Origin of the sequence: Streptomyces montanisoli (assembly GCF_017813245.1) — a bacterium.
Taxonomy (GTDB): Bacteria; Actinomycetota; Actinomycetes; order Streptomycetales; family Streptomycetaceae; genus Streptomyces; species Streptomyces montanisoli.
In genome coordinates, this window is the sequence record NZ_JAGIQL010000133.1 from 1 (window position 1) to 18,798 (window position 18,798).

Consider the following 18,798-nt stretch of genomic DNA (forward strand, 5'->3'; position numbering starts at 1 on the left):
CCCGCGCGCGCCCCGGCGAGACCGGCCTCGAGATCGGCGATGCGCGCGTCGCGCTCGGCGAGTTCGGCGCCGAGGCGGCTGAGCACGTCGTCGACGTCGGCCATCCGGTAGCCGCGGACGGCGACGGGCAGCCGCACCGCGTCGATGTCGGCGCGGCTCACCGGGCGCGTCTCGGGCAGCGGGTCGATCAGGCGCTGCGGCGCGGTCTCCGGCAGCACGGTGCGGTCACCCCCGCCCACGACGGCCATCGTGACCGCGGCGACCACCACGACCATCGCGATGAGCAAGAACCAGAACACGCGCTTCTCCCCGGTGCCGAAGCCGAACTACGTCAGACCGATCGTGCCACGCCCCACTGACACCACCGACGCGCACGGCCCCGAAACGGCCCCCACAAGTCCGGGGCCGGTAGCCGGAGCCGATCGCCGGGGCAGCAGGCGCGAGTGTGGGCACCGGCGCGGCCGAAGACGGCCGGGCGGGTCAGGACCACTGCCGGACGGTACGGCCGGGCGATCGTGCACGGCGACGGAGCGGGCCGCCAGTCACCGGCAGGCGCCGAGCAGGACCCGCCTCGGTGTTGGCCAGGACCGGGCCGGCCGCACCACGTGTGACGGGGGGTGGCCGCATCCTCTGGGGCCACCGCGCCGGCCAGGGGCCAGGCGGCCGGGCCGGGCGCACGTGTGCGGCGCGGCACAACGGGGCCGGCAGGCGCTGGACGGGCCCGCGTCCGTCGCCGGCGGCTCGCCGGCCGCCGCGCCCTGACGGCGCCCCTGCGGGCCCCGCGGCGCGCTACACGCGGTCCGTGCCCGCTTCCTTGCTGACGAGGGCGACGGCCTCTTCCACGTCGTCCGTGACGTGGAAGAGCAGCATGTCCTTCTCGGCCGCCTTGCCCTGGGCCACCACCGTGCCCCGCAGCCAGTCGACGAGCCCGCCCCAGTACTCCGTGCCGAACAGCACGATCGGGAAGCGCGTCACCTTGCGCGTCTGGACGAGCGTGAGCGCCTCGAAGAGCTCGTCCAGGGTGCCGAGGCCGCCCGGCAGTACGACGAAGCCCTGCGCGTACTTCACGAACATCGTCTTGCGGACGAAGAAGTACCGAAAATTGACGCCCATGTCGACGTAGGGGTTGAGCCCCTGTTCGAAGGGCAGCTCGATACCGAGGCCCACGGAAACGCCGCCCGCCTCGCTCGCGCCCTTGTTCGCGGCCTCCATCGCGCCGGGGCCGCCGCCCGTGATCACGGCGAAGCCGGCCTCCACGAGCGCCTTGCCGATGCGCGTGCCCGCGTCGTACTCCGGGGAGTCGACGGGCGTGCGTGCGGAGCCGAAGACGCTGATCGCGCTCGGCAGTTCCGCGAGGGCGCCGAAGCCCTCCACGAACTCGGACTGGATGCGCATGACCCGCCACGGGTCGGTGTGCACCCACTCGGAGTCGCCCCCCGTGTCGAGGAGCCGCTGGTCCGTGGTGCCGGCCTGCACCTGGTCGCCCCGCCGGAGCACGGGCCCGAGCCGCTGCTCCCCCGACTGCGCCGGTCTCGTGGGATCGTCCATGAGCCGCCCCTTCCGTACTTTGCTGATGTTCTGTCCTCGTTCCTGTCGTTCTCTGCTTATCGGCGGAATTTCCCGTGTTTACACACAGTTGCCGACCGTTCCGTACGGTTCCGGCCGACTTCCGCTCTCCTCGCCAGCCTAAGGGCACGAACATGACGAACAGCGAAATTCCGGCCGTCGGTACGGCGCCGCGCGCGTCACTCAGGAGGTGAGCCAGCCCCGCAGCCGCTCCTCGCAGTGGGCGATGCGCTCCACCGCGACCCTCTCGTCGGCCTTGTGGGCGAGGAGCGCGTCACCCGGCCCGTAGTTCACCGCGGGCACGCCGAGCGCGCCGAAGCGCGAGACGTCCGTCCAGCCGAACTTGGGCTGCGCCGTGCCGCCGACCGCGGCCATGAACGCGGCCGCCGCCGGGTGCGAGAGGCCAGGCAGCGCGGCGCCCGAGTGGTCGTCCACGACGAACTCGGCGACGCCGCAGTCCGCGAACACCTCGCGCACGTGCGCCACCGCCTCGTCGGCGCTGCGGTCGGGCGCGTAGCGGTAATTGACGGTGACGGTGCACGCGTCGGGGATGACGTTGCCCGCGACGCCGCCCTCGACGCGTACCGCGTTCAGCCCCTCGCGGAACGTGAGCCCGTCGACGACCGGCTGCCGCGGCTCGTAGGCGGCGAGGCGCGCGAGGATCGGGGCGGCGGCGTGGACGGCGTTTGACCCCATCCAGCTGCGCGCGGAGTGTGCCCGCTCCCCCGCCGTCGTGAGCTTGACCCGCAGGGTGCCCTGGCAGCCGCCCTCGACCTGCGCGTCGGTCGGTTCGAGCAGGACGGCGAAGTCGCCCGCCAGCCAGTCGGGGTGCGCGTCGGCGACGTGCCCGAGGCCGTTGAGGTGGCCCGCCACCTCCTCGTTGTCGTAGAAGACGAACGTGAGGTCGCGGTTGGGTTCTGGGACGGTGGCGGCGATGCGCAGCTGCACCGCGACGCCCGACTTCATGTCGGTGGTGCCGCACCCCCACAGCACACCGTCCTCGTCGAGCCGGGAGGGCAGGTTGTCCGCGACGGGCACGGTGTCGATGTGGCCGGCGAGCACGACGCGCTCGGCGCGGCCCAGCCGGGTGCGGGCCACGACGTTGTTGCCGTGCCGGTCCACCTGGAGGTGCGGGAGTGTGCGCAGCGCCTGCTCGACGGCGTCGGCGAGCGCCTCCTCCGAGCCGCTGACGGAGGGCAGGTCGACGAGGCGTGCGGTGAGCGTGGCGGCGTCGAGTGTGAGGTCGAGCTTGTCGGACATGGAGTGACACTAACGCCCCTCGGCGCACGGCCCGAAGCGCGCGGTCCGCGGTGCCGCCCGGCTGTCCACAGGCGGTTTTCCACAGGGGCGGTGCCATTGGCCGCACTCCGCTACGGTGACCTTCGTGTCCGAGACCTCCAAGCGATCCCGCGGCGGCCGTTTCCTGCGCTGGGCGGCCGCGTTCGTCGTGCTGATCGGTGTCGCCTCGTACGCCGGTGTGCAGTACGTCACCGGCGGCGGCAGCGCTCCCACGTCGTGCACGGTCCGTGCCTCAAAGGCCCCGAACGGCGGTGGGGAGACCGCCAGTTACGAGCTGTCGCCCGAGCAGGCGGCCAACGCGGCGACGATCTCCGCGGTCGGCATCACGCGCGGGATGCCGGAGCGCGCGGTCACGATCGCGCTGGCGACGGCGATACAGGAGTCCGGGCTGCGCAACCTGCCCCAGGGGGACCGCGATTCGGTAGGCCTGTTCCAGCAGCGCCCCTCCGCGGGCTGGGGCACGCGGGAGCAGATCCTCGACCCCGTCTACGCCTCGAAGCAGTTCTACACGCGCCTCGCGAAGGTCCACGGCTACGGCCAACTGCCGTTGACGGTCGCGGCGCAGCGGGTGCAGCACAGCGGCTTCCCCGGGGCGTACGCGAAGCACGAGGCGGACGCGTCGCTGCTGGCGGCGGCGTTCACGGGCCAGGCGCCCGCGGTGCTGACGTGCCCCGGCCCCGTCGACCGCGAGCCGGGGGATCCGGCGAAGGTGCGCGCGGCGCTGGTGGAGGCGTTCGGGCCCGGGGTGCTCCCGTCGAAGCCGAAGACGGCGCCCGCGGGCAGCGGCACCTCCGGTGGCGGCGGCACGGCCGTCTCCGGCACGGCGGCTGTCGCGGCCTCCGCACCCCCGGACGACGGCGTGGCGGACGCGCGCACGCCGGACGCGAGCGCCGGCGAGCTGTCCGTCCCCGTGCGGGCGCTGCCGGGCTCGGGCGGCGGTTCGCACGGCGAGATGGCGGCCGCGGCGACCGAGCAGCGCGGCTGGGAGCTGGCGCACTGGGCCGTGGCGCAGGCGGGCGTGCTGCGCCTGGAGCGCGTCGCGTACGCGGGCCGGGTGTGGAGCGCGCAGGACGCGGGCGCGGGGTGGCAGCGCGTCGACAAGTCAGGGAACGCGGACGACACCTCCACGTCCGAGGTCACGATCGCGTTCGGCCAGTAGTTCGCCCCGTCACTCGCACGGTGCGCGCCCGGCACACTCGCGGGGCACTTTCCCCAAGATCGCCCAGGCGCGGTCTCAACGCGCAGATGCCCTTGCGGCGCCTGGGGAGTGACGGTTCGGCAGGCGAGTACGGAAGCTGATCCTTTGCCGTTTTCGTCCGACTCCGACAATACGACGCATTGCTGATTCTTTACGTTGGCCCGCCGCAACCTCCCCCGCCCTTCGAGCGGTTGTCACGGCGTCCGACCGACGTCCGACACGAAGGCGCCCGCCGACCCGGCGGAGCCGGCGGACGCCGCTCAACCGTCGAAGGAGCATCATGTCCCTCCCCATGACCCGCCGCATCGCCCGCGCCGCGCTGCTCGTCGCCGCCGGCGCGGCCGCCCCCGTCGTCGCCGCGGGCGCCGCCAACGCCGCGTCGCTGCCGGGGGCCACCGACCTGGGAGCGGTCTCCTCGCTCGACGGCGCCAACGTCGGCAACACCCTCGACAGGGGCGCCCAGCAGGCCACCGACATGGCGGGCCAGACCGGCAGCCACATCGTCGGCACGGCCGTGCCCGCCGCGGGCAGGACCGTCGGATCCGCGGGCAAGACCGTCGCCCCGGCCGCGCAGAAGGTGGCCGGCGACACCGCGGGCACCGCCGGCACGATGCTCGGCGACACCGCCAAGAACAACCAGCTGCCGAGCCTCCCGCTGGGCGGCTGAGTCCACGGCAGGCGAGAGGCCCGGAGCGGGGTGACGAAGTGCTCCGGGCCTCTCGCGCGTTCTCGGGCTCTCGGCGGGCCGATCAGCCGTGCAGGCGCTTGACCGCGGCCTCGATCCGCTCGTCGGTGGCCGTCAGCGCCACGCGCACGTGCCGTGCGCCCGCCTCGCCGTAGAAGTCGCCGGGCGCCACGAGGATGCCGCGCTGGGCGAGGTGGCCGACGGTCTCCCAGCAGTCCTCGTCGCGCGTCGACCACAGGTAGAGGCCCGCCTCGCTGTGCTCGACGCGGAAGCCGTCCGCCTCGAGCGCGGCGCGCAGCGGCCCGCGCCTCGCGGCGTACCTGGCGCGCTGCTCGGCCACATGGGCGTCGTCGCCCAGCGCGGCGACCGTGGCCGCCTGGACCGGGGCCGGCACCATCATCCCGCCGTGCTTGCGCACCTTGAGCAGTTCCCCGAGCACGTCGGGATCGCCCGCGAGGAAGGCCGAGCGGTACCCGGCGAGGTTGGAGCGCTTGGAGAGCGAGTGGACGGCGACGAGCCCCTCGTACGAGCCGCCGCAGACGTCGGGGTGGAGCACCGAGACGGGCTCGTGGCCCTCCCAGCCGAGCTCCAGGTAGCACTCGTCGCTGAGGACCAGCACGCCGTGCTCGCGCGCCCAGGCGACGATCCTGACGAGCTCGTCCTTCGCGAGCACGGCACCCGTCGGGTTGGACGGCGAGTTGAGCCACAGCAGCCTGAGGCCCGCCGGGTCGAGTTCCGTCGGGTCGTCGTACGGTGCGAGGCCCGCGCCGGCCAGGCGCGCGCCCACCTCGTACGTCGGGTAGGCGAGGCGCGGGTAGGCCACCCGGTCGCCCGCGCCGAGCGCGAGCTGGACGGGCGCCCAGGCGACGAACTCCTTCGAGCCGACGACCGGCAGCACGTTGCCGTGCGTGAGCCCGCGCGCGCCGAGCCGCCGCTCCGCCCAGCCGGTGAGCGCGTCACGCAGCGCCGCCGTGCCCCACACGGTGGGATAGCCGGGCGAGTCCGCCGCGCCGGTGAGCGCCTGCCTGACGACCGCGGGGACCGGGTCGACCGGGGTGCCGACCGACAGGTCCACGAGCCCGTCGGGATGGGCCCTCGCGGTCTCCTCGTACGGCTTCAGCTTGTCCCACGGGAAGACCGGCAGTGACTGCGACAGGGGTGCGCGCACGCTACTCACTCACTCTCTCGTACGCCTCGGTCCCGCACGGCGACGGCCGTGCGGGACCGAGGTACACCAAATACGCCGGATAACGCCGTGTCAGGTGTTCTGCGGCGGCAGTGCGGCGATGAGCGGGTGGTCCCGCTCGATCAGCCCGAGCTTCGAGGCACCACCGGGCGAGCCGAGCTCGTCGAAGAACTCGACGTTCGCCTTGTAGTAGTCCTTCCACTCGTCCGGGGTGTCGTCCTCGTAGAAGATCGCCTCGACCGGGCAGACCGGCTCACAGGCACCACAGTCGACGCATTCGTCCGGGTGGATGTACAAGGACCGTGAGCCCTCGTAGATGCAGTCGACCGGGCACTCCTCGATGCACGCCTTGTCCTTCACGTCGACACAAGGCTGCGCGATGACGTAGGTCACGCTGTCGTTCCTCCTCCATAGGGCGCGGCGGGCCGATCTGCGGCTCCGTCCACGGGCGCGCGGGAGCGCGGCGTCGTCGATGCCCGCACCTAGTATCTCCGTTCCCGGGCACGATCCGAACAGGAGGGGCGGTCAGAGCCATGGAAATCACCGGCGGGGGGCGTCTTGTCGTCCGAATCACCCCTTCCGATCTGGGCAAACGGGTATCAGTCAGACGGCTGACCGGCGGGTCGGACGGTGCGCCGGAGTTCACCGACACGGTCGGCGTTCTCACATCGTGGAACGACGGCGTGATGCTGATCACACGCAGGACGGGCGAGGTCGTCACGCTCGACGACTCCACGCTGGTCGCGGGCAAGGTCGTGCCCGACGCGCCGGCCCGGCGGCGCGGCCCTTCGGCCACGCGGGCGGAGCTGATCGAGGCGGGTGCGCGGGCCTGGCAGCCCGTGGAGTCGGAGCGGCTCGGCACCTGGCGGTTGCGTGCCGCCGCGGGATTCACGCGGCGCGCGAACTCGGCCCTGGCCACGGGCGATCCCGGGCTGCCGCTCGCCGAGGCACTGGACGGGGTGCGCCGCTGGTACGGGGCGCGGGGCCTGACGCCGTACGTGCAGTTGCAGGCGGCCTCGCCCGACGTGGAGGAACGGCTGGGCGCGGAGATCGCGTCCCTCGGCTGGCGGCCCGAGGGGGCAACGGAGGTGTGGACGGGCTCTCTCGCGCGCGTCGGCGACCTGGCGGCCGACACTGGCCGGGTCGTGCTCGGACGCTCGCCGGACGGCGAGTGGCTGCGCCGCTACCACCGCGCCGGCGGGGGCGCCGGGGAGCACGTACTGCATGTCGTGCGCAGCGGCCCCTCGACCTGGTTCGCGACCGTCCCCGGCGACGCCGACGGCGACGGCGACGATGGCGACAGCGGTGACGGCCCGGCGGCGATCGGGCGGTGCGTGGCCGACGGCAGGTGGGCCGGGTTCATGGCCGTCGAGGTCGGCCCCGCGCACCGGCGCAAGGGGCTCGCGCGCGCCGTGATGGCGGCGCTCGCGCGGCGCGCGCTGGACGAGGGTGCGTCGGCGGCCTGGCTCCAGGTGGAGGAGGACAACGCGGCGGCACGCGCCCTGTACACGGGCATGGGGTTCACCGCCCACCACGGTTACCGCTACTTCCGGGACACTTCCGGCGGGACGGCCTGATGGCCGAGGAGGAGCAGCGGCGTGACGGGCGGCGCCGCGAGTTCGCGCGCGAGGCGCGTGAGGCCCGCCCCGACGTGGCGGTCCTGTGCCTGCTGATCGGCGCGGAGGCCGCGGGGGCCTCAGGGGCCTCGGGAGAGACCGGCGACGCGCTCGCCGACGAGGCGCAGATGGAGCTCGACCGGCTGGCCGGCCTGCTGCCGTTCGGCGCGGGGAGCCCGGAGGAGTGGGCGCGCGCGGTGGCGGACCTGCTGGGTGGTCGCTGCGGTTTCCACGGCGGGGCCGCCGACTACCGCAGGCTCGAGTCGTCGCTGCTGCACGAGGTGGTGCGGCGCAGGCGCGGGCTGCCGATCATGCTGTCGGTGGTGTGGACGGAGGTGGCGCGGCGCGCGGGCGCGCCCGTCTACGGCGTGGCGCTGCCGGGACATTTCGTGGTCGGGTTCGGGCCGCCGGAGCGCCAGGTGCTGGCCGACCCGTTCGCCGGGGGCGCGCTGCTCTCGGCGGGGGACGCTGCCGCGCTGGTGGCGGGCACCGCCGGGGAGGAGCTGCGCCCCGAGATGCTGCTGCCCGCCGACCCGCTCGACATCGTCAGGCGCGTCCTGAACAACATCAGGGCATGGGCGTCGGACCGTCCCGAACGCGGCGATGTGGCGCTGTGGGCGCTTGAGTTGGCCATGCTGCTGCCCTCGCGCCCGGCGCGGCTGCGCTACGAGCACGGCAGGCTGCTGGTGGAGCGCGGGGACTACCTGCGCGGCGCCTCCGAGCTGGAGGAGTACGCGGATGTCGTGGCGGCCGTGGAACCGTCGACGGCGCAGGCGATCCGGCGGCGCGCACGCGCGGCCCGCGCGATGCTCAACTGAAACGGCCGCGCCCGTGGTCAGCGGGCGTGCCGCACCGCGCGCCGGAGCGCACGGCGCGGCACGCGCGGTCCGGAAGGCCCCCCGCGCGTTCCGGAGCGGTCTCCAGGTTTTCACCGCCCCGCCGCGGCGTCCATTCGTACAATTGCGTACCCACCGAGGAGATCGAGGCGGGGCATGGGTGAGAAGGCGGCCTCCGGCGTCCTGTCGGCGCGTGACGACGCCCGCATGCTCGATCTCACCGCCCAGCTCCTGCTCGCCGACGACCCCGAGGAGATCTGGGCGCGGGTCGGTCTGGAGATCATGTCGGCGCTGCCCGGCACGGCGGTGCTCTGCAAGGACGACGAATGGACGGCGACGGCGGGCCGCGTCCTCGCCTGGCCCGTGACGCGGCGGCCGACGGCGGCTCAGCTCGCCTGCATCCGCGGCGGCTACCCGTTCGCAGACGGCGGCCGCGCGATCCCGGACGGCCGTCCGCTGCTGGCGAGCGGCGTCGCGGGCCGCGGCCCGTGGGACGACAGCGAGATGCACGAGGTGACCCGTGCCCTGTTCGGCACGCGGGACGTGCTGGCCCTGAGGTACGACGGCGGCGGCCCGGGACCGGTGCGCGGCATGCTCGTGCACTGCTCCGAGCCGGGCGGCAGCGCGCGGGAGCGCGCGTACGTGGCCCGTATGCATCCGCTGCTGCGCGGCATGGACAGCCATGTGCGCCTGCTGCGGCGCTGCTCGCCGGCGCCCGCGGTGCGGGCGGGCGCGTGCGAGTACGGGCTCACCCCGCGGGAGAGGGCGGTGCTCGTGCTGCTGGCCGAGGCGCTGCCCGCGACGGCCATCGGCCGCCGGCTGTGCGTCTCGGTGCGCACGGTCCACAAGCACACGGAGAACATCTACAGAAAGCTCGGCACGCGCGACCGGCTGGCGACGGTGCTGCGCGCCCAGGCGGCCGGTCTGCTGCCTGCATCCGGGCGTATCTGACCCGGGGTCCGGCGCGAACAGCCGAGAAGAAAATGCGCTTTGCAGCCATATGGGGTGTATTGGGGTTCAAGAGATCTTGGGCCCGAAGAGGAGGCACTCCATGCGAGGAGCCACGCACGCCAAGTGGGCGGCCGGCGCGGTCGCCGTAGCCCTCACGGCGACGGCCTGCGGCGGGGGCGGCGGCGGAAGCAGCAGCGGGAGCGGCGGCGCGAACGGGATCGTGAGTGCCTCGTGGGGCGACCCGCAGAACCCCCTGGAGCCGGCGAACACCAACGAGGTCCAGGGCGGCAAGGTCCTCGACATGATCTTCCGCGGCCTGAAGCGGTACAACCCCAAGACGGCCAAGGCCGAGAACTGGCTCGCGCAGTCGATCACGACGAAGGACTCGCAGAACTTCAACGTCACGGTGAAGAAGGGGTGGACCTTCTCCAACGGCGAGAAGATCACAGCCAAGTCCTTCGTCGACGCCTGGAACTACGGCGCGTACCTGAAGAACAACCAGGTCAACGCCCCGTTCTTCCAGTACATCGACGGTTACGACGCGGTGCACCCGACGACGGGCCAGCCCTCGGCCAAGACCATGTCGGGGCTGAAGGTCACGGGACCGCAGACCTTCACCGTCCGGCTGTCGCAGAAGTTCTCCATGTGGCCCGACACCCTCGGCTACGCGGCCTTCTCTCCGCTGCCCAGCGTCTTCTTCACCGACCACGCCAAGTGGCTGTCCAAGCCCATCGGCGACGGCCCGTACACCATCAGCAGCTACACCAAGGGCTCGCAGATGAAGCTGCGGAAGTGGAAGAACTACCCGGGCCCTGACAAGGCGAAGAACGGCGGCGTCGACCTGAAGGTCTACACCGACAACAACACGGCGTACACGGACCTGACGGCCGGCAACCTCGACCTGGTCGACGACATCCCCGCGTCGCAGCTCAAGAACGTCAAGTCGGACCTGAACGGCCGGTACCTCAACACCCCGGCGGGCATCATCCAGACCATCGCGTTCCCCTTCTACAACAAGAACTGGAACGGCAAGAACTCGGCGAAGCTGCGCACCGGCCTGTCGATGGCCATCAACCGCGCGCAGATCACCAAGACGATCTTCGAGAACACGCGCACCCCCGCCACCGACTGGACCTCGCCGGTGCTCGGCACCGCGGGCGGATACCAGCACGGGCTGTGCGGCAAGGCCTGCGTCTACAACCCCGCCGAGGCACGCAAGCTGATCAAGGAGGGCGGCGGCATCCCCGGCGGCCGGATGACGATCACGTACAACGCCGACACCGGCTCCCACAAGGAGTGGGTCGACGCCACCTGCAACAGCATCAACAACGTGCTGCACAACAACAAGGCGTGCGTCGGCGCACCGGTCGGCACGTTCGCCGACTTCCGCAGCCGCATCACGCAGCACAAGATGAGCGGCCCCTTCCGGGCCGGCTGGCAGATGGACTACCCGCTCATCCAGGACTTCCTGCAGCCGCTGTACTACACCAACGCCTCGTCGAACGACGGCAAGTTCTCCAGCCCGAAGTTCGACAAGCTGGTCAACCAGGCCAACGCCGAGACCGACAGGACGAAGGCGGTCAAGCTGTTCCAGCAGGCCGAAGGTGTCGTGCGGGACCAGATGGCGGCCATCCCGCTCTGGTACCAGAACGGCAGCGCGGGCTACTCGGACCGGGTCTCGAACGTCGAGCTGAACCCGTTCAGCGTCCCGGTGTACGGCGACATCAAGGTCAAGTGACGCCGCAGAGCCCGCGGCCCGGCGCGGTCCACCGCGCCGGGCCCGCGTACCCGCCGCCGTGCCGGCGCCCGTACGCACCCGACGACACGCGGAGGCCGGCATGGGACGCTATGTGATCCGGCGGCTGCTCCAGATGATCCCCGTGTTCATCGGCGCCACGCTGCTGATCTTCCTGATGGTCAACGTCATGGGCGACCCGATCCAGGGCCTGTGCGGGAACAAGGCGTGCGACCCGGCGACGGCGGCCCAGCTGCGCAGGGAGTTCGGCCTCGACAAGCCCGTGTGGCAGCAGTACCTGACGTACATGGGCCACGTCTTCGAGGGCAACTTCGGCACGGCCTTCAACGGGCAGCCGGTCATCGACCTGATGGCCGCCGCCTTCCCCGTCACCATCCGGCTGACGATCGTGGCGATCATCTTCGAGATCATCATCGGCATCGCGCTCGGCGTGGTCACCGGGCTGCGCCGCGGCCGCCCCGTCGACACGACGGTGCTGCTGCTCACGCTCGTCGTGATCTCCGTGCCGACGTTCGTGACCGGCCTGCTCATCCAGTTGCTGCTCGGCGTGGAGTGGAACGTCATCTCGCCGTCCGTCTCCCCCGAGGCGCCGTTCAACGAGCTGATCGTGCCGGGTCTCGTGCTCGCGTCCGTCTCGCTCGCGTACGTCACCCGGCTGACCCGGACCTCCATCGCGGAGAACCGGCGCGCCGACTACGTGCGCACCGCGATCGCCAAGGGCCTGCCGCGCCGCCGGGTGGTCGTGCGCCACCTGCTGCGCAACTCCCTGATCCCGGTGGTCACGTTCATCGGCACGGACATCGGCAGCCTGATGGGCGGCGCGATCGTCACGGAGCGGATCTTCAACATCCACGGCGTCGGCTACCAGCTCTACCAGGGCATCCTGCGCCAGAACTCGCAGACCGTCGTGGGCTTCGTGACCGTGCTCGTGCTGGTCTTCCTCGTCGCCAACCTGCTGGTCGACCTCCTGTACGCCGTACTCGACCCGAGGATCCGGTATGCCTGAACACACCCCGGGAGGCCCGGGCGACGGCGCCATCGCACCCACAGGTGCCGGCGGCCAGATGGACATCGCGACCGAGGGCGCGGGGCCGGGCCCCGCGCCCGGCGGGCCCGAGGAGGGCGGTTTCGGCCAGCCGCGCAGCCTGTGGTCGGACGCGTGGCACGACCTGCGGCGCAACCCCGTCTTCATCATCTCCTCGCTGGTGATCCTCTTCCTGATCGTCATCTCGATCTGGCCGTCGCTGATCGCCTCGGGCAACCCGCTCTCCTGCGACCTCGCCCATGCGCAGGACGGCCCGTCGCCGGGCCACCCCTTCGGCTTCAACGGCCAGGGCTGCGACGTCTACACGCGGACGGTCTACGGCGCGCGCGCGTCCGTCACCGTCGGCGTGTGCGCCACGGCCGGCGTCGCGGTCGTCGGCTCGATCCTGGGCGGGCTCGCGGGCTTCTACGGCGGGACGTGGGACGCGCTCCTGTCGCGGCTCACCGACATCTTCTTCGGCATCCCCGTCGTGCTCGGCGGCCTCGTGCTGCTGTCCGTGATCACCAGCTCCACGGTGTGGCCCGTGGTCGGCTTCATCGTGCTGCTCGGCTGGCCGCAGATCGCCCGCATCGCGCGCGGCTCGGTCATCACCATCAAGGAGAACGACTTCGTGCAGGCGGCGCGCGCCCTCGGCGCGTCCGACTCGCGGATGCTGCTGCGGCACATCATGCCGAACGCGATCGCACCGGTGATCGTCGTCGCGACCATCGCGCTCGGCACGTTCATCTCGCTGGAGGCCACGCTGTCGTTCCTCGGCGTCGGCGTGAAGCCGCCCACCGTCTCCTGGGGCATCGACATCTCGTCGGCGTCCCCCTACGTACGCAACGCGCCGCACATGCTGCTGTGGCCGGCGGGAGCGCTGGCCATCACCGTGCTCGCGTTCATCATGCTCGGCGACGCGGTGCGCGACGCCCTCGACCCCAAGCTGCGCTGAGGAGCCCGGCATGCTGCTCGAAGTGCGAGACCTGCACGTGGAGTTCCGCACCCGCGAAGGGGTGGTCAACGCCGTCAACGGCGTCAGCTACGAGGTCGACGCGGGCGAGACGCTGGCCGTGCTCGGCGAGTCCGGCTCGGGCAAGTCCGTCACGGCCCAGGCGATCGTGGGCATCCTCGACGTGCCGCCCGGCAGGATCGGCGGCGGCGAGGTCCTCTTCAAGGGCCAGGACCTGCTGAAGCTCAAGGAGGACGAGCGGCGCAAGGTGCGCGGCGCCGGCATGGCGATGATCTTCCAGGACGCCCTGTCGTCGCTGAACCCGGTGCTCAGCGTCGGCCAGCAGCTCGGCGAGATGTTCGTGGTGCACCGCGGCATGTCGCACAAGGACGCCAAGGCCAGGGCGGTCGAGCTGATGGACCGGGTGCGCATCCCGGCCGCCAGGGAGCGCGTCGGGCAGTACCCGCACCAGTTCTCCGGCGGCATGCGCCAGCGCATCATGATCGCGATGGCGCTGGCGCTGGAACCGTCGCTGATCATCGCGGACGAGCCGACGACCGCCCTGGACGTCACCGTGCAGGCGCAGGTGATGGACCTGCTCGCGGAGTTGCGGCGGGAGCTGCACATGGGGCTGATCCTCATCACCCACGACCTCGGCGTGGTCGCGGACGTCGCCGACCGGATCGCCGTGATGTACGCGGGCAAGATCGTCGAGACGGCGCCCGTCCACGACATCTACAAGGCCCCGGCCCACCCGTACACCCGCGGCCTGCTCGACTCCATCCCCCGGCTCGACCAGAAGGGCTCGGAGCTCTACGCGATCAAGGGCCTGCCGCCGAACCTGCTGAACATCCCGCCCGGCTGCTCCTTCCACCCGCGCTGCCCGCGAGCCCGGGACGTGTGCACCACGGACGAGCCGCCGCTGTACGAGGTGAGCGGCACGCGCCACAGCGCCTGCCACTTCTGGAGGGAGACGCTCCATGACGTCGACAACTGAGTCGTCGGTGCCGGCGGGCACCACGTCCGAGCCGGTGCTCGAGGTCCGCGACCTCGTCAAGCACTACCCGCTGACGCAGGGCATCCTCTTCAAGCGGCACGTCGGCGCGGTGAAGGCGGTCGACGGGGTCTCCTTCGACCTGGCGCGCGGCGAGACGCTCGGCATCGTGGGCGAGTCGGGGTGCGGGAAGTCGACGGTCGCGAAGATGCTGGTGCACCTGGAGGAGCCGACCGGGGGCCGCATCGCGTTCAAGGGCCAGGACATCACCGGGCTGTCCGGCCGGGGGATGAAGTCGGTGCGGCGCAACATCCAGATGGTCTTCCAGGACCCGTACACCTCGCTCAACCCGCGCATGACCGTGGGCGACATCATCGGCGAGCCGTTCGAGATCCACCCGGAGGTGGCGCCGAAGGGCGACCGCCGCCGCAAGGTGCAGGACCTGCTCGACGTGGTCGGCCTCAACCCGGAGTACATCAACCGGTACCCGCACCAGTTCTCCGGCGGGCAGCGGCAGCGCATCGGCATCGCGCGCGGGCTCGCGCTGCAGCCCGAGGTGATCGTCGCGGACGAGCCGGTCTCGGCGCTCGACGTGTCCGTGCAGGCGCAGGTCGTCAACCTCATGGAGCGGTTGCAGAGCGAGTTCGAGCTGAGCTACGTGTTCATCGCGCACGACCTGTCGATCGTGCGGCACATCTCGAACCGGGTGGCCGTGATGTACCTGGGCAAGGTTGTCGAGATCGGCACGGACACCGAGATCTACGAGCACCCGACGCACCCCTACACGCAGGCGCTGCTGTCGGCCGTGCCGCTGCCCGACCCGACGGACCGCGAGCACCGGGAGCGCATCCTGCTCGCGGGTGACGTGCCGTCGCCGGCGAACCCGCCGTCGGGCTGCCACTTCCGCACCAGGTGCTGGAAGGCGCAGGAGGTGTGCGCACGGGTGGAGCCGCCGCTCGCGGTCCCCGAATGGTTCCGCGACGGCGGCGGCCCGACGGCGCACCCGTCGGCGTGCCACTTCGCGGACGAGTCCACGGCCCCGCCGACGGGTGAGCCGGGCAAGCGCCCGGGCGCCCCTGACGGGGGTCCCGGGAGCGGCCCCGGCGCATCCGGACGCCCGCCCGAGGAGGCGTGAGAGGACCCGCGGCTCAGGCCAGGCCCAGCGAGCGCTTGAGGAAGTCGAGCTGCAACAGCAGCAGGTTCTCCGCGATCTCCTCCTGCGGTGTCATGTGCGTCGCGCCCGTCAGCGGGAGCACCTCGTGCGGCCTGCCCGCCTCCAGCAGTGCCGTGGACAGCCGCAGCGAGTGCGCGACCACGACGTTGTCGTCCGCGAGGCCGTGGATGATCATCATGGGCCGCGCGGGCTCGGCGGCGAGCGAGAGGCCCTCGTCGGTGATCAGCGAGTTGCGCGCGTACACCTCCGGGTTCTCGTTCGGGTCGCCGAGATAGCGCTCCTGGTAGTGCGAGTCGTAGAGCCGCAGGTCGGTGACGGGGGCGCCGACGACGGCCGCGTGGAAGACGTCGGGCCTGCGCAGCACGGCAAGCGCCGCGAGGAAGCCGCCGCCCGACCAGCCGCGCACGGCGACCCTGCCGAGGTCGAGCGGGAAGTCCTCGGCCAGCGCCTGGAGCGCGGCCACCTGGTCCTCCAGGATGACCGCCGCCATCTCGTCCTTGATGGACTTCTCCCACTCGGGGCTGCGTCCCGGAGTGCCCCGGCCGTCCGGCCTGATTACGGCGAACCCCTGGTCCGCGAACCACTGGGACGTCAGGTGCGCGTGGTGCGAGGCGACCGCCCGCTGGGCGTGCGGGAAGCCGTAGGGGTCGAGGAGCACGGGCAGCTTCCCCTGCGACGCGTCGTAGTCCGTGGGCAGCAGCACCGCGGCGGGGATGCGCCGCTCCCCCGCCTCGACCAGCCGGAAGCGCGCGGTGAGCACCGGCTCCTGCGCGTACGAGACGACCTCCACGGGCGGCCTGCCCTCCCGCAGGACGGTCACCGCGGGGCCCTCGGGGCCGGGTCCCGCCGTCCGAAGGACCGTGGCCTGCCCGCCGCGTACCGCCGTGTGCAGGCCGGGGCCCTCCGAGACGCGCCGCACGCCGAGTTCGTTGACGCGGTAGACGTGCACCTCGCCGGTCCCGGGGTCCTCGGCCTCGAGCCCCGCGGAGGCCGAGACGAGGATGTCGCGCACGTCGATGTCGAGCACGGAGCGTACGTGCAGCTGCCCGCCCGTCAGCGCCCTGTCACCCACGACCAGGACGCGCGCGCCGCCCTCGTCAGCGATGCGCACGAGCCGGCCGTCCGGCGCCCAGGCCGGTACACCGTCGTGCAGTTCGAGCCAGCGCGGGTCCTCGTCCTCGTGCACGAGCCGGGTCTCGCCCGAGGCGGTGTTGACCGCCAGGTACCGGTGGTGCTTCTGGTCCCTCGACTGGACGAGCAGCAGCGGCGCGCCCGACCGCGACCAGTGCACGCGCGCGAGGTACGGAAAACGCGCCCTGTCCCACACCACCTCGGTGCGCTCGCCCGCGAGGCCCATGAGGAAGAGCGTCACGTCCGCGATGGGCGTGCCCGCGGCCGGGTACGGCACGGAGGCGGGCGGCTGGTCGGGGTGGGCCGGGTCGGAGATCCACCACCTGCGGACCTTCGCGGTGTCCACGCGCGCGACGAGCAGCCGGTCCGACTCGGGCGACCACCAGAAGCCGCGCGTGCGCTCCATCTCCTCGGCCGCGACGAACTCGGCCACCCCGTAGGCGACCTCGTCCTTCTCCGGCGACGCGATCTCCCGGTCGCCCGAGCCGTCCGCCTCGGCCACGCGCAGCGCCCCGCGCGTCACATACGCGATGCGGCTGCCGTCGGGTGAGAGCCGGGGGTCGATGACCGGTCCGGGTGCGTCGAGCTCACGCACCAGCGGCTGTGTGAGGGACGCGGTGAACAGGCGTCCCGACAGGGCGAAGACGGCCGACTCGGCGGCGGCGTCGACCGCGTAGCCGACGATCCCCGCCGAGCCCTCCCTGGTCCGCTCGCGCCGGGCGCGCTCCTGCGCGGAGAGGTGCTCGGGCGCGCCGCCGAGCAGCGCGGCCGGATCGGCGGCGATCCGCTCGCTCGGACCGCCCCGGGCCGCCAGGTCGAGCACCCACAGCCGGTTCACCCGGTCGGTGCCTCCTGAGGACCGCAGGAAGGCCACCCGCACCCCGTCGGGCGAGACCGCGAACGCGCGCGGGGCGCCGAGCGTGAACCTCTGGGTCACCGCGTGCTGACGCGGGAAGGAAAGCTGGTCCGTCGTGGTCATGACCGCGAATCTAGCGCCCCTGTGCGACAGGCGTGCGCCCCCGTCGTGCTGCCGTGCTCCGATCGATGCGTTGGTACGGATAGTTATGATCCGTAGCGGTGGGTGGGTAGGTAACACCCGCCGGGCACATGCTGCCCGCGCTTTCCACCGACCCGGATTTCGACCCGACCCAACCCGCTCCGACTCGCTCCGGCCCGTTCCCGTCCCGTTCCGCCCCTGTCCCAACGCCCCGTGGAGGTGAACCACCGTGGTGCTCTCTATCTCGCTGGCGGTGCTGCTCGTGATCATCGTCGTCATGATGATCCGCAAGTCGGGGCTGAAGGCCGGGCACGCGATCGTCTGCGCGCTGGCCGGCTTCTTCCTCGCGAGTTCGTCGGTGGCTCCGACGATCACCTCGCTGACGTCGAGCGTCGCGGGCATGATCGGGAACATCAAGTTCTGATGGTTGTGACCGGCGCCCCTGGGCGGGCGCCGGGGGCGCTGTCGGTGGCTGCTCGTAGTCTGGTGCCATGACCGACCCGTCCGACCGCCGGCTGCTGCTCGTGCACGCGCATCCGGACGACGAAACGATCAACAACGGCGCAACCATGGCCAAGTACGCGGCCGAGGGCGCCGGCGTGACGCTGGTGACCTGCACCCTCGGCGAGGAGGGAGAGGTCATCCCGCCCGCGCTCGCCCACCTGGCGGCCGACCGGGACGACACGCTCGGCACGTACAGGATCGGCGAACTGGCCGCCGCGATGGAGGCGCTGGGCGTCACCGACCACCGCTTCCTCGGCGGTCCAGGACGCTTCCGCGACTCGGGCATGATGGGCCTCCCGCAGAACCACCGGGAGAACGCGTTCTGGCACGCGGAGGTCGACGCGGCCGCGCCGTACCTGGTGGAGATCGTGCGCTCCGTCCGTCCGCAGGTCCTCGTCACGTACGACGACGACGGCGGGTACGGGCACCCCGACCACATCCAGGCCCACCGCGTCGCGATGCGCGCGGCCGAGCTCGCCGCCGACGCGGCCTACCGGCAGGACCTGGGGCCCGCGCACGCCATCGCGAAGGTGTACTGGAACCGCGTGCCGCGCTCGGTGGCGGAGGCCGGGTTCGCCCGGCTGCGCGCCAGTGGCGCGGTGTTCCCTGGCGTCGCCGACGTGGCGGACGTGCCGGGCGTGGTGGAGGACGCGACGATCACGACGGCGATCGACGGCTCCGCGCACGCGGAGCGCAAGACGGCCGCGATGCGGGCGCACGCGACCCAGATCGCGGTGGACGGCCCGTTCTTCGCCCTCTCCAACGACCTGGGCCAGCCGCTGTTCACGACCGAGTACTACGAGCTGGTGCGCGGCGAGGCGGGGGCGCGGCGGGGGGGGCGGGACGGGGGGTCGGGGGGGGCGGCGGGGCGGGGCGGGGACGGGGGCGAGGGGGGGGGGGGGGGGCTGGGCGCGGGCAGGAGCGGGGGG

At 72.3% G+C, this 18,798-nt stretch carries 18 protein-coding genes; 12 read left to right on the top strand and 6 right to left on the bottom strand.

The features are described 5' to 3' along the window. From JFN87_RS25185 to dapE, 3 genes are all read right to left on the bottom strand, one after another. A partial coding sequence (locus JFN87_RS25185; protein ID WP_209343427.1) for a DivIVA domain-containing protein occupies positions 1-299 on the bottom strand: 299 nt, incomplete at its 3' end. 490 nt (positions 300-789) lie between these two features. Beyond that, complete coding sequence (locus JFN87_RS25190; RefSeq protein ID WP_209343429.1) at positions 790-1,548, bottom strand: LOG family protein; 759 nt, start codon at positions 1,546-1,548, stop codon at positions 790-792. A gap of 201 nt (positions 1,549-1,749) precedes the next feature. Continuing rightward, positions 1,750-2,826, bottom strand: coding sequence for a succinyl-diaminopimelate desuccinylase (gene dapE / locus JFN87_RS25195; protein ID WP_209343431.1), 1,077 nt, complete (start codon positions 2,824-2,826; stop codon positions 1,750-1,752). Between the two features lie 124 nt (positions 2,827-2,950). Between dapE and JFN87_RS25200 the strand changes: the two genes are divergently transcribed. Both JFN87_RS25200 and JFN87_RS25205 read left to right on the top strand, forming a co-directional pair. Further along, positions 2,951-4,024, top strand: a complete 1,074-nt coding sequence (locus tag JFN87_RS25200) for a VldE C-terminal domain-containing protein (RefSeq protein ID WP_372449285.1) — start codon at positions 2,951-2,953, stop codon at positions 4,022-4,024. Positions 4,025-4,343: 319 nt separating this feature from the next. Further along, positions 4,344-4,730 (top strand): ATP-binding protein, encoded by a 387-nt coding sequence (locus JFN87_RS25205; protein ID WP_209343435.1) that lies wholly within the window; start codon positions 4,344-4,346, stop codon positions 4,728-4,730. A gap of 82 nt (positions 4,731-4,812) precedes the next feature. Here JFN87_RS25205 and dapC read toward each other — a convergent pair whose 3' ends face one another. Together dapC and fdxA are read right to left on the bottom strand one after the other, a co-directional pair. Then, entirely contained in the window at positions 4,813-5,916 is a 1,104-nt protein-coding gene (dapC, locus tag JFN87_RS25210) for a succinyldiaminopimelate transaminase (RefSeq protein WP_372449286.1), read from the bottom strand. A gap of 90 nt (positions 5,917-6,006) precedes the next feature. Then, positions 6,007-6,327 carry a ferredoxin gene (gene fdxA / locus JFN87_RS25215; RefSeq protein ID WP_209343439.1) on the bottom strand — a complete coding sequence of 107 codons (321 nt, stop codon included), beginning with the start codon at positions 6,325-6,327 and terminating at the stop codon, positions 6,007-6,009. Between the two features lie 140 nt (positions 6,328-6,467). On the opposite strand from fdxA, the gene JFN87_RS25220 reads away from it, so the two are divergent. The 8 genes from JFN87_RS25220 (at position 6,468) to JFN87_RS25255 (ending at position 15,198) form a co-directional block, all read left to right on the top strand. Continuing rightward, positions 6,468-7,511, top strand: a complete 1,044-nt coding sequence (locus JFN87_RS25220; RefSeq protein ID WP_209343441.1) for a GNAT family N-acetyltransferase — start codon at positions 6,468-6,470, stop codon at positions 7,509-7,511. Continuing rightward, the gene (locus tag JFN87_RS25225; RefSeq protein ID WP_209343443.1) at positions 7,511-8,368 is read left to right on the top strand and encodes a transglutaminase-like and tetratricopeptide repeat-containing protein; all 858 of its coding nucleotides are present in this window, start codon (positions 7,511-7,513) and stop codon (positions 8,366-8,368) included. The genes JFN87_RS25220 and JFN87_RS25225 overlap by 1 nt, the downstream gene beginning before the upstream one ends. A gap of 174 nt (positions 8,369-8,542) precedes the next feature. Further along, positions 8,543-9,337 carry a helix-turn-helix transcriptional regulator gene (locus JFN87_RS25230; RefSeq protein WP_209343445.1) on the top strand — a complete coding sequence of 265 codons (795 nt, stop codon included), beginning with the start codon at positions 8,543-8,545 and terminating at the stop codon, positions 9,335-9,337. 100 nt (positions 9,338-9,437) lie between these two features. Then, a complete protein-coding gene (locus tag JFN87_RS25235; RefSeq protein WP_209343447.1) occupies positions 9,438-11,075 on the top strand; it encodes a peptide ABC transporter substrate-binding protein in 1,638 nt (545 codons plus the stop codon). A 100-nt stretch (positions 11,076-11,175) separates the two neighbouring features. Then, entirely contained in the window at positions 11,176-12,099 is a 924-nt protein-coding gene (locus JFN87_RS25240) for an ABC transporter permease (RefSeq protein ID WP_030912560.1), read from the top strand. Further along, entirely contained in the window at positions 12,092-13,072 is a 981-nt protein-coding gene (locus JFN87_RS25245) for an ABC transporter permease (RefSeq protein ID WP_209343449.1), read from the top strand. Before JFN87_RS25240 ends, JFN87_RS25245 begins: the two co-directional genes overlap by 8 nt. A gap of 10 nt (positions 13,073-13,082) precedes the next feature. Further along, positions 13,083-14,066, top strand: coding sequence for an ABC transporter ATP-binding protein (locus tag JFN87_RS25250; protein ID WP_209343450.1), 984 nt, complete (start codon positions 13,083-13,085; stop codon positions 14,064-14,066). Further along, a complete protein-coding gene (locus JFN87_RS25255; RefSeq protein WP_209343451.1) occupies positions 14,050-15,198 on the top strand; it encodes an ABC transporter ATP-binding protein in 1,149 nt (382 codons plus the stop codon). Before JFN87_RS25250 ends, JFN87_RS25255 begins: the two co-directional genes overlap by 17 nt. Before the next feature lie 13 nt (positions 15,199-15,211). Here JFN87_RS25255 and JFN87_RS25260 read toward each other — a convergent pair whose 3' ends face one another. After that, complete coding sequence (locus tag JFN87_RS25260; protein ID WP_209343452.1) at positions 15,212-17,347, bottom strand: S9 family peptidase; 2,136 nt, start codon at positions 17,345-17,347, stop codon at positions 15,212-15,214. Positions 17,348-17,594: 247 nt separating this feature from the next. Between JFN87_RS25260 and JFN87_RS25265 the strand changes: the two genes are divergently transcribed. Both JFN87_RS25265 and mshB read left to right on the top strand, forming a co-directional pair. After that, positions 17,595-17,789 (top strand): hypothetical protein, encoded by a 195-nt coding sequence (locus JFN87_RS25265; RefSeq protein ID WP_030903137.1) that lies wholly within the window; start codon positions 17,595-17,597, stop codon positions 17,787-17,789. A gap of 67 nt (positions 17,790-17,856) precedes the next feature. Further along, the coding region (mshB, locus tag JFN87_RS25270; RefSeq protein ID WP_209343453.1) for an N-acetyl-1-D-myo-inositol-2-amino-2-deoxy-alpha-D-glucopyranoside deacetylase at positions 17,857-18,798 on the top strand (942 nt) is incomplete at its 3' end.

Coding starts and splice junctions, on each gene's coding strand:
- JFN87_RS25190 (WP_209343429.1), bottom strand. CDS start 1,548: ATGGACGATCCCACGAGACCGGCGCAGTCGGGGGAGCAGCGGCTCGGG.
- dapE (WP_209343431.1), bottom strand. CDS start 2,826: ATGTCCGACAAGCTCGACCTCACACTCGACGCCGCCACGCTCACCGCA.
- JFN87_RS25205 (WP_209343435.1), top strand. CDS start 4,344: ATGTCCCTCCCCATGACCCGCCGCATCGCCCGCGCCGCGCTGCTCGTC.
- JFN87_RS25220 (WP_209343441.1), top strand. CDS start 6,468: ATGGAAATCACCGGCGGGGGGCGTCTTGTCGTCCGAATCACCCCTTCC.
- JFN87_RS25225 (WP_209343443.1), top strand. CDS start 7,511: ATGGCCGAGGAGGAGCAGCGGCGTGACGGGCGGCGCCGCGAGTTCGCG.
- JFN87_RS25230 (WP_209343445.1), top strand. CDS start 8,543: ATGGGTGAGAAGGCGGCCTCCGGCGTCCTGTCGGCGCGTGACGACGCC.
- JFN87_RS25235 (WP_209343447.1), top strand. CDS start 9,438: ATGCGAGGAGCCACGCACGCCAAGTGGGCGGCCGGCGCGGTCGCCGTA.
- JFN87_RS25240 (WP_030912560.1), top strand. CDS start 11,176: ATGGGACGCTATGTGATCCGGCGGCTGCTCCAGATGATCCCCGTGTTC.
- JFN87_RS25245 (WP_209343449.1), top strand. CDS start 12,092: ATGCCTGAACACACCCCGGGAGGCCCGGGCGACGGCGCCATCGCACCC.
- JFN87_RS25250 (WP_209343450.1), top strand. CDS start 13,083: ATGCTGCTCGAAGTGCGAGACCTGCACGTGGAGTTCCGCACCCGCGAA.
- JFN87_RS25255 (WP_209343451.1), top strand. CDS start 14,050: ATGACGTCGACAACTGAGTCGTCGGTGCCGGCGGGCACCACGTCCGAG.
- JFN87_RS25260 (WP_209343452.1), bottom strand. CDS start 17,347: ATGACCACGACGGACCAGCTTTCCTTCCCGCGTCAGCACGCGGTGACC.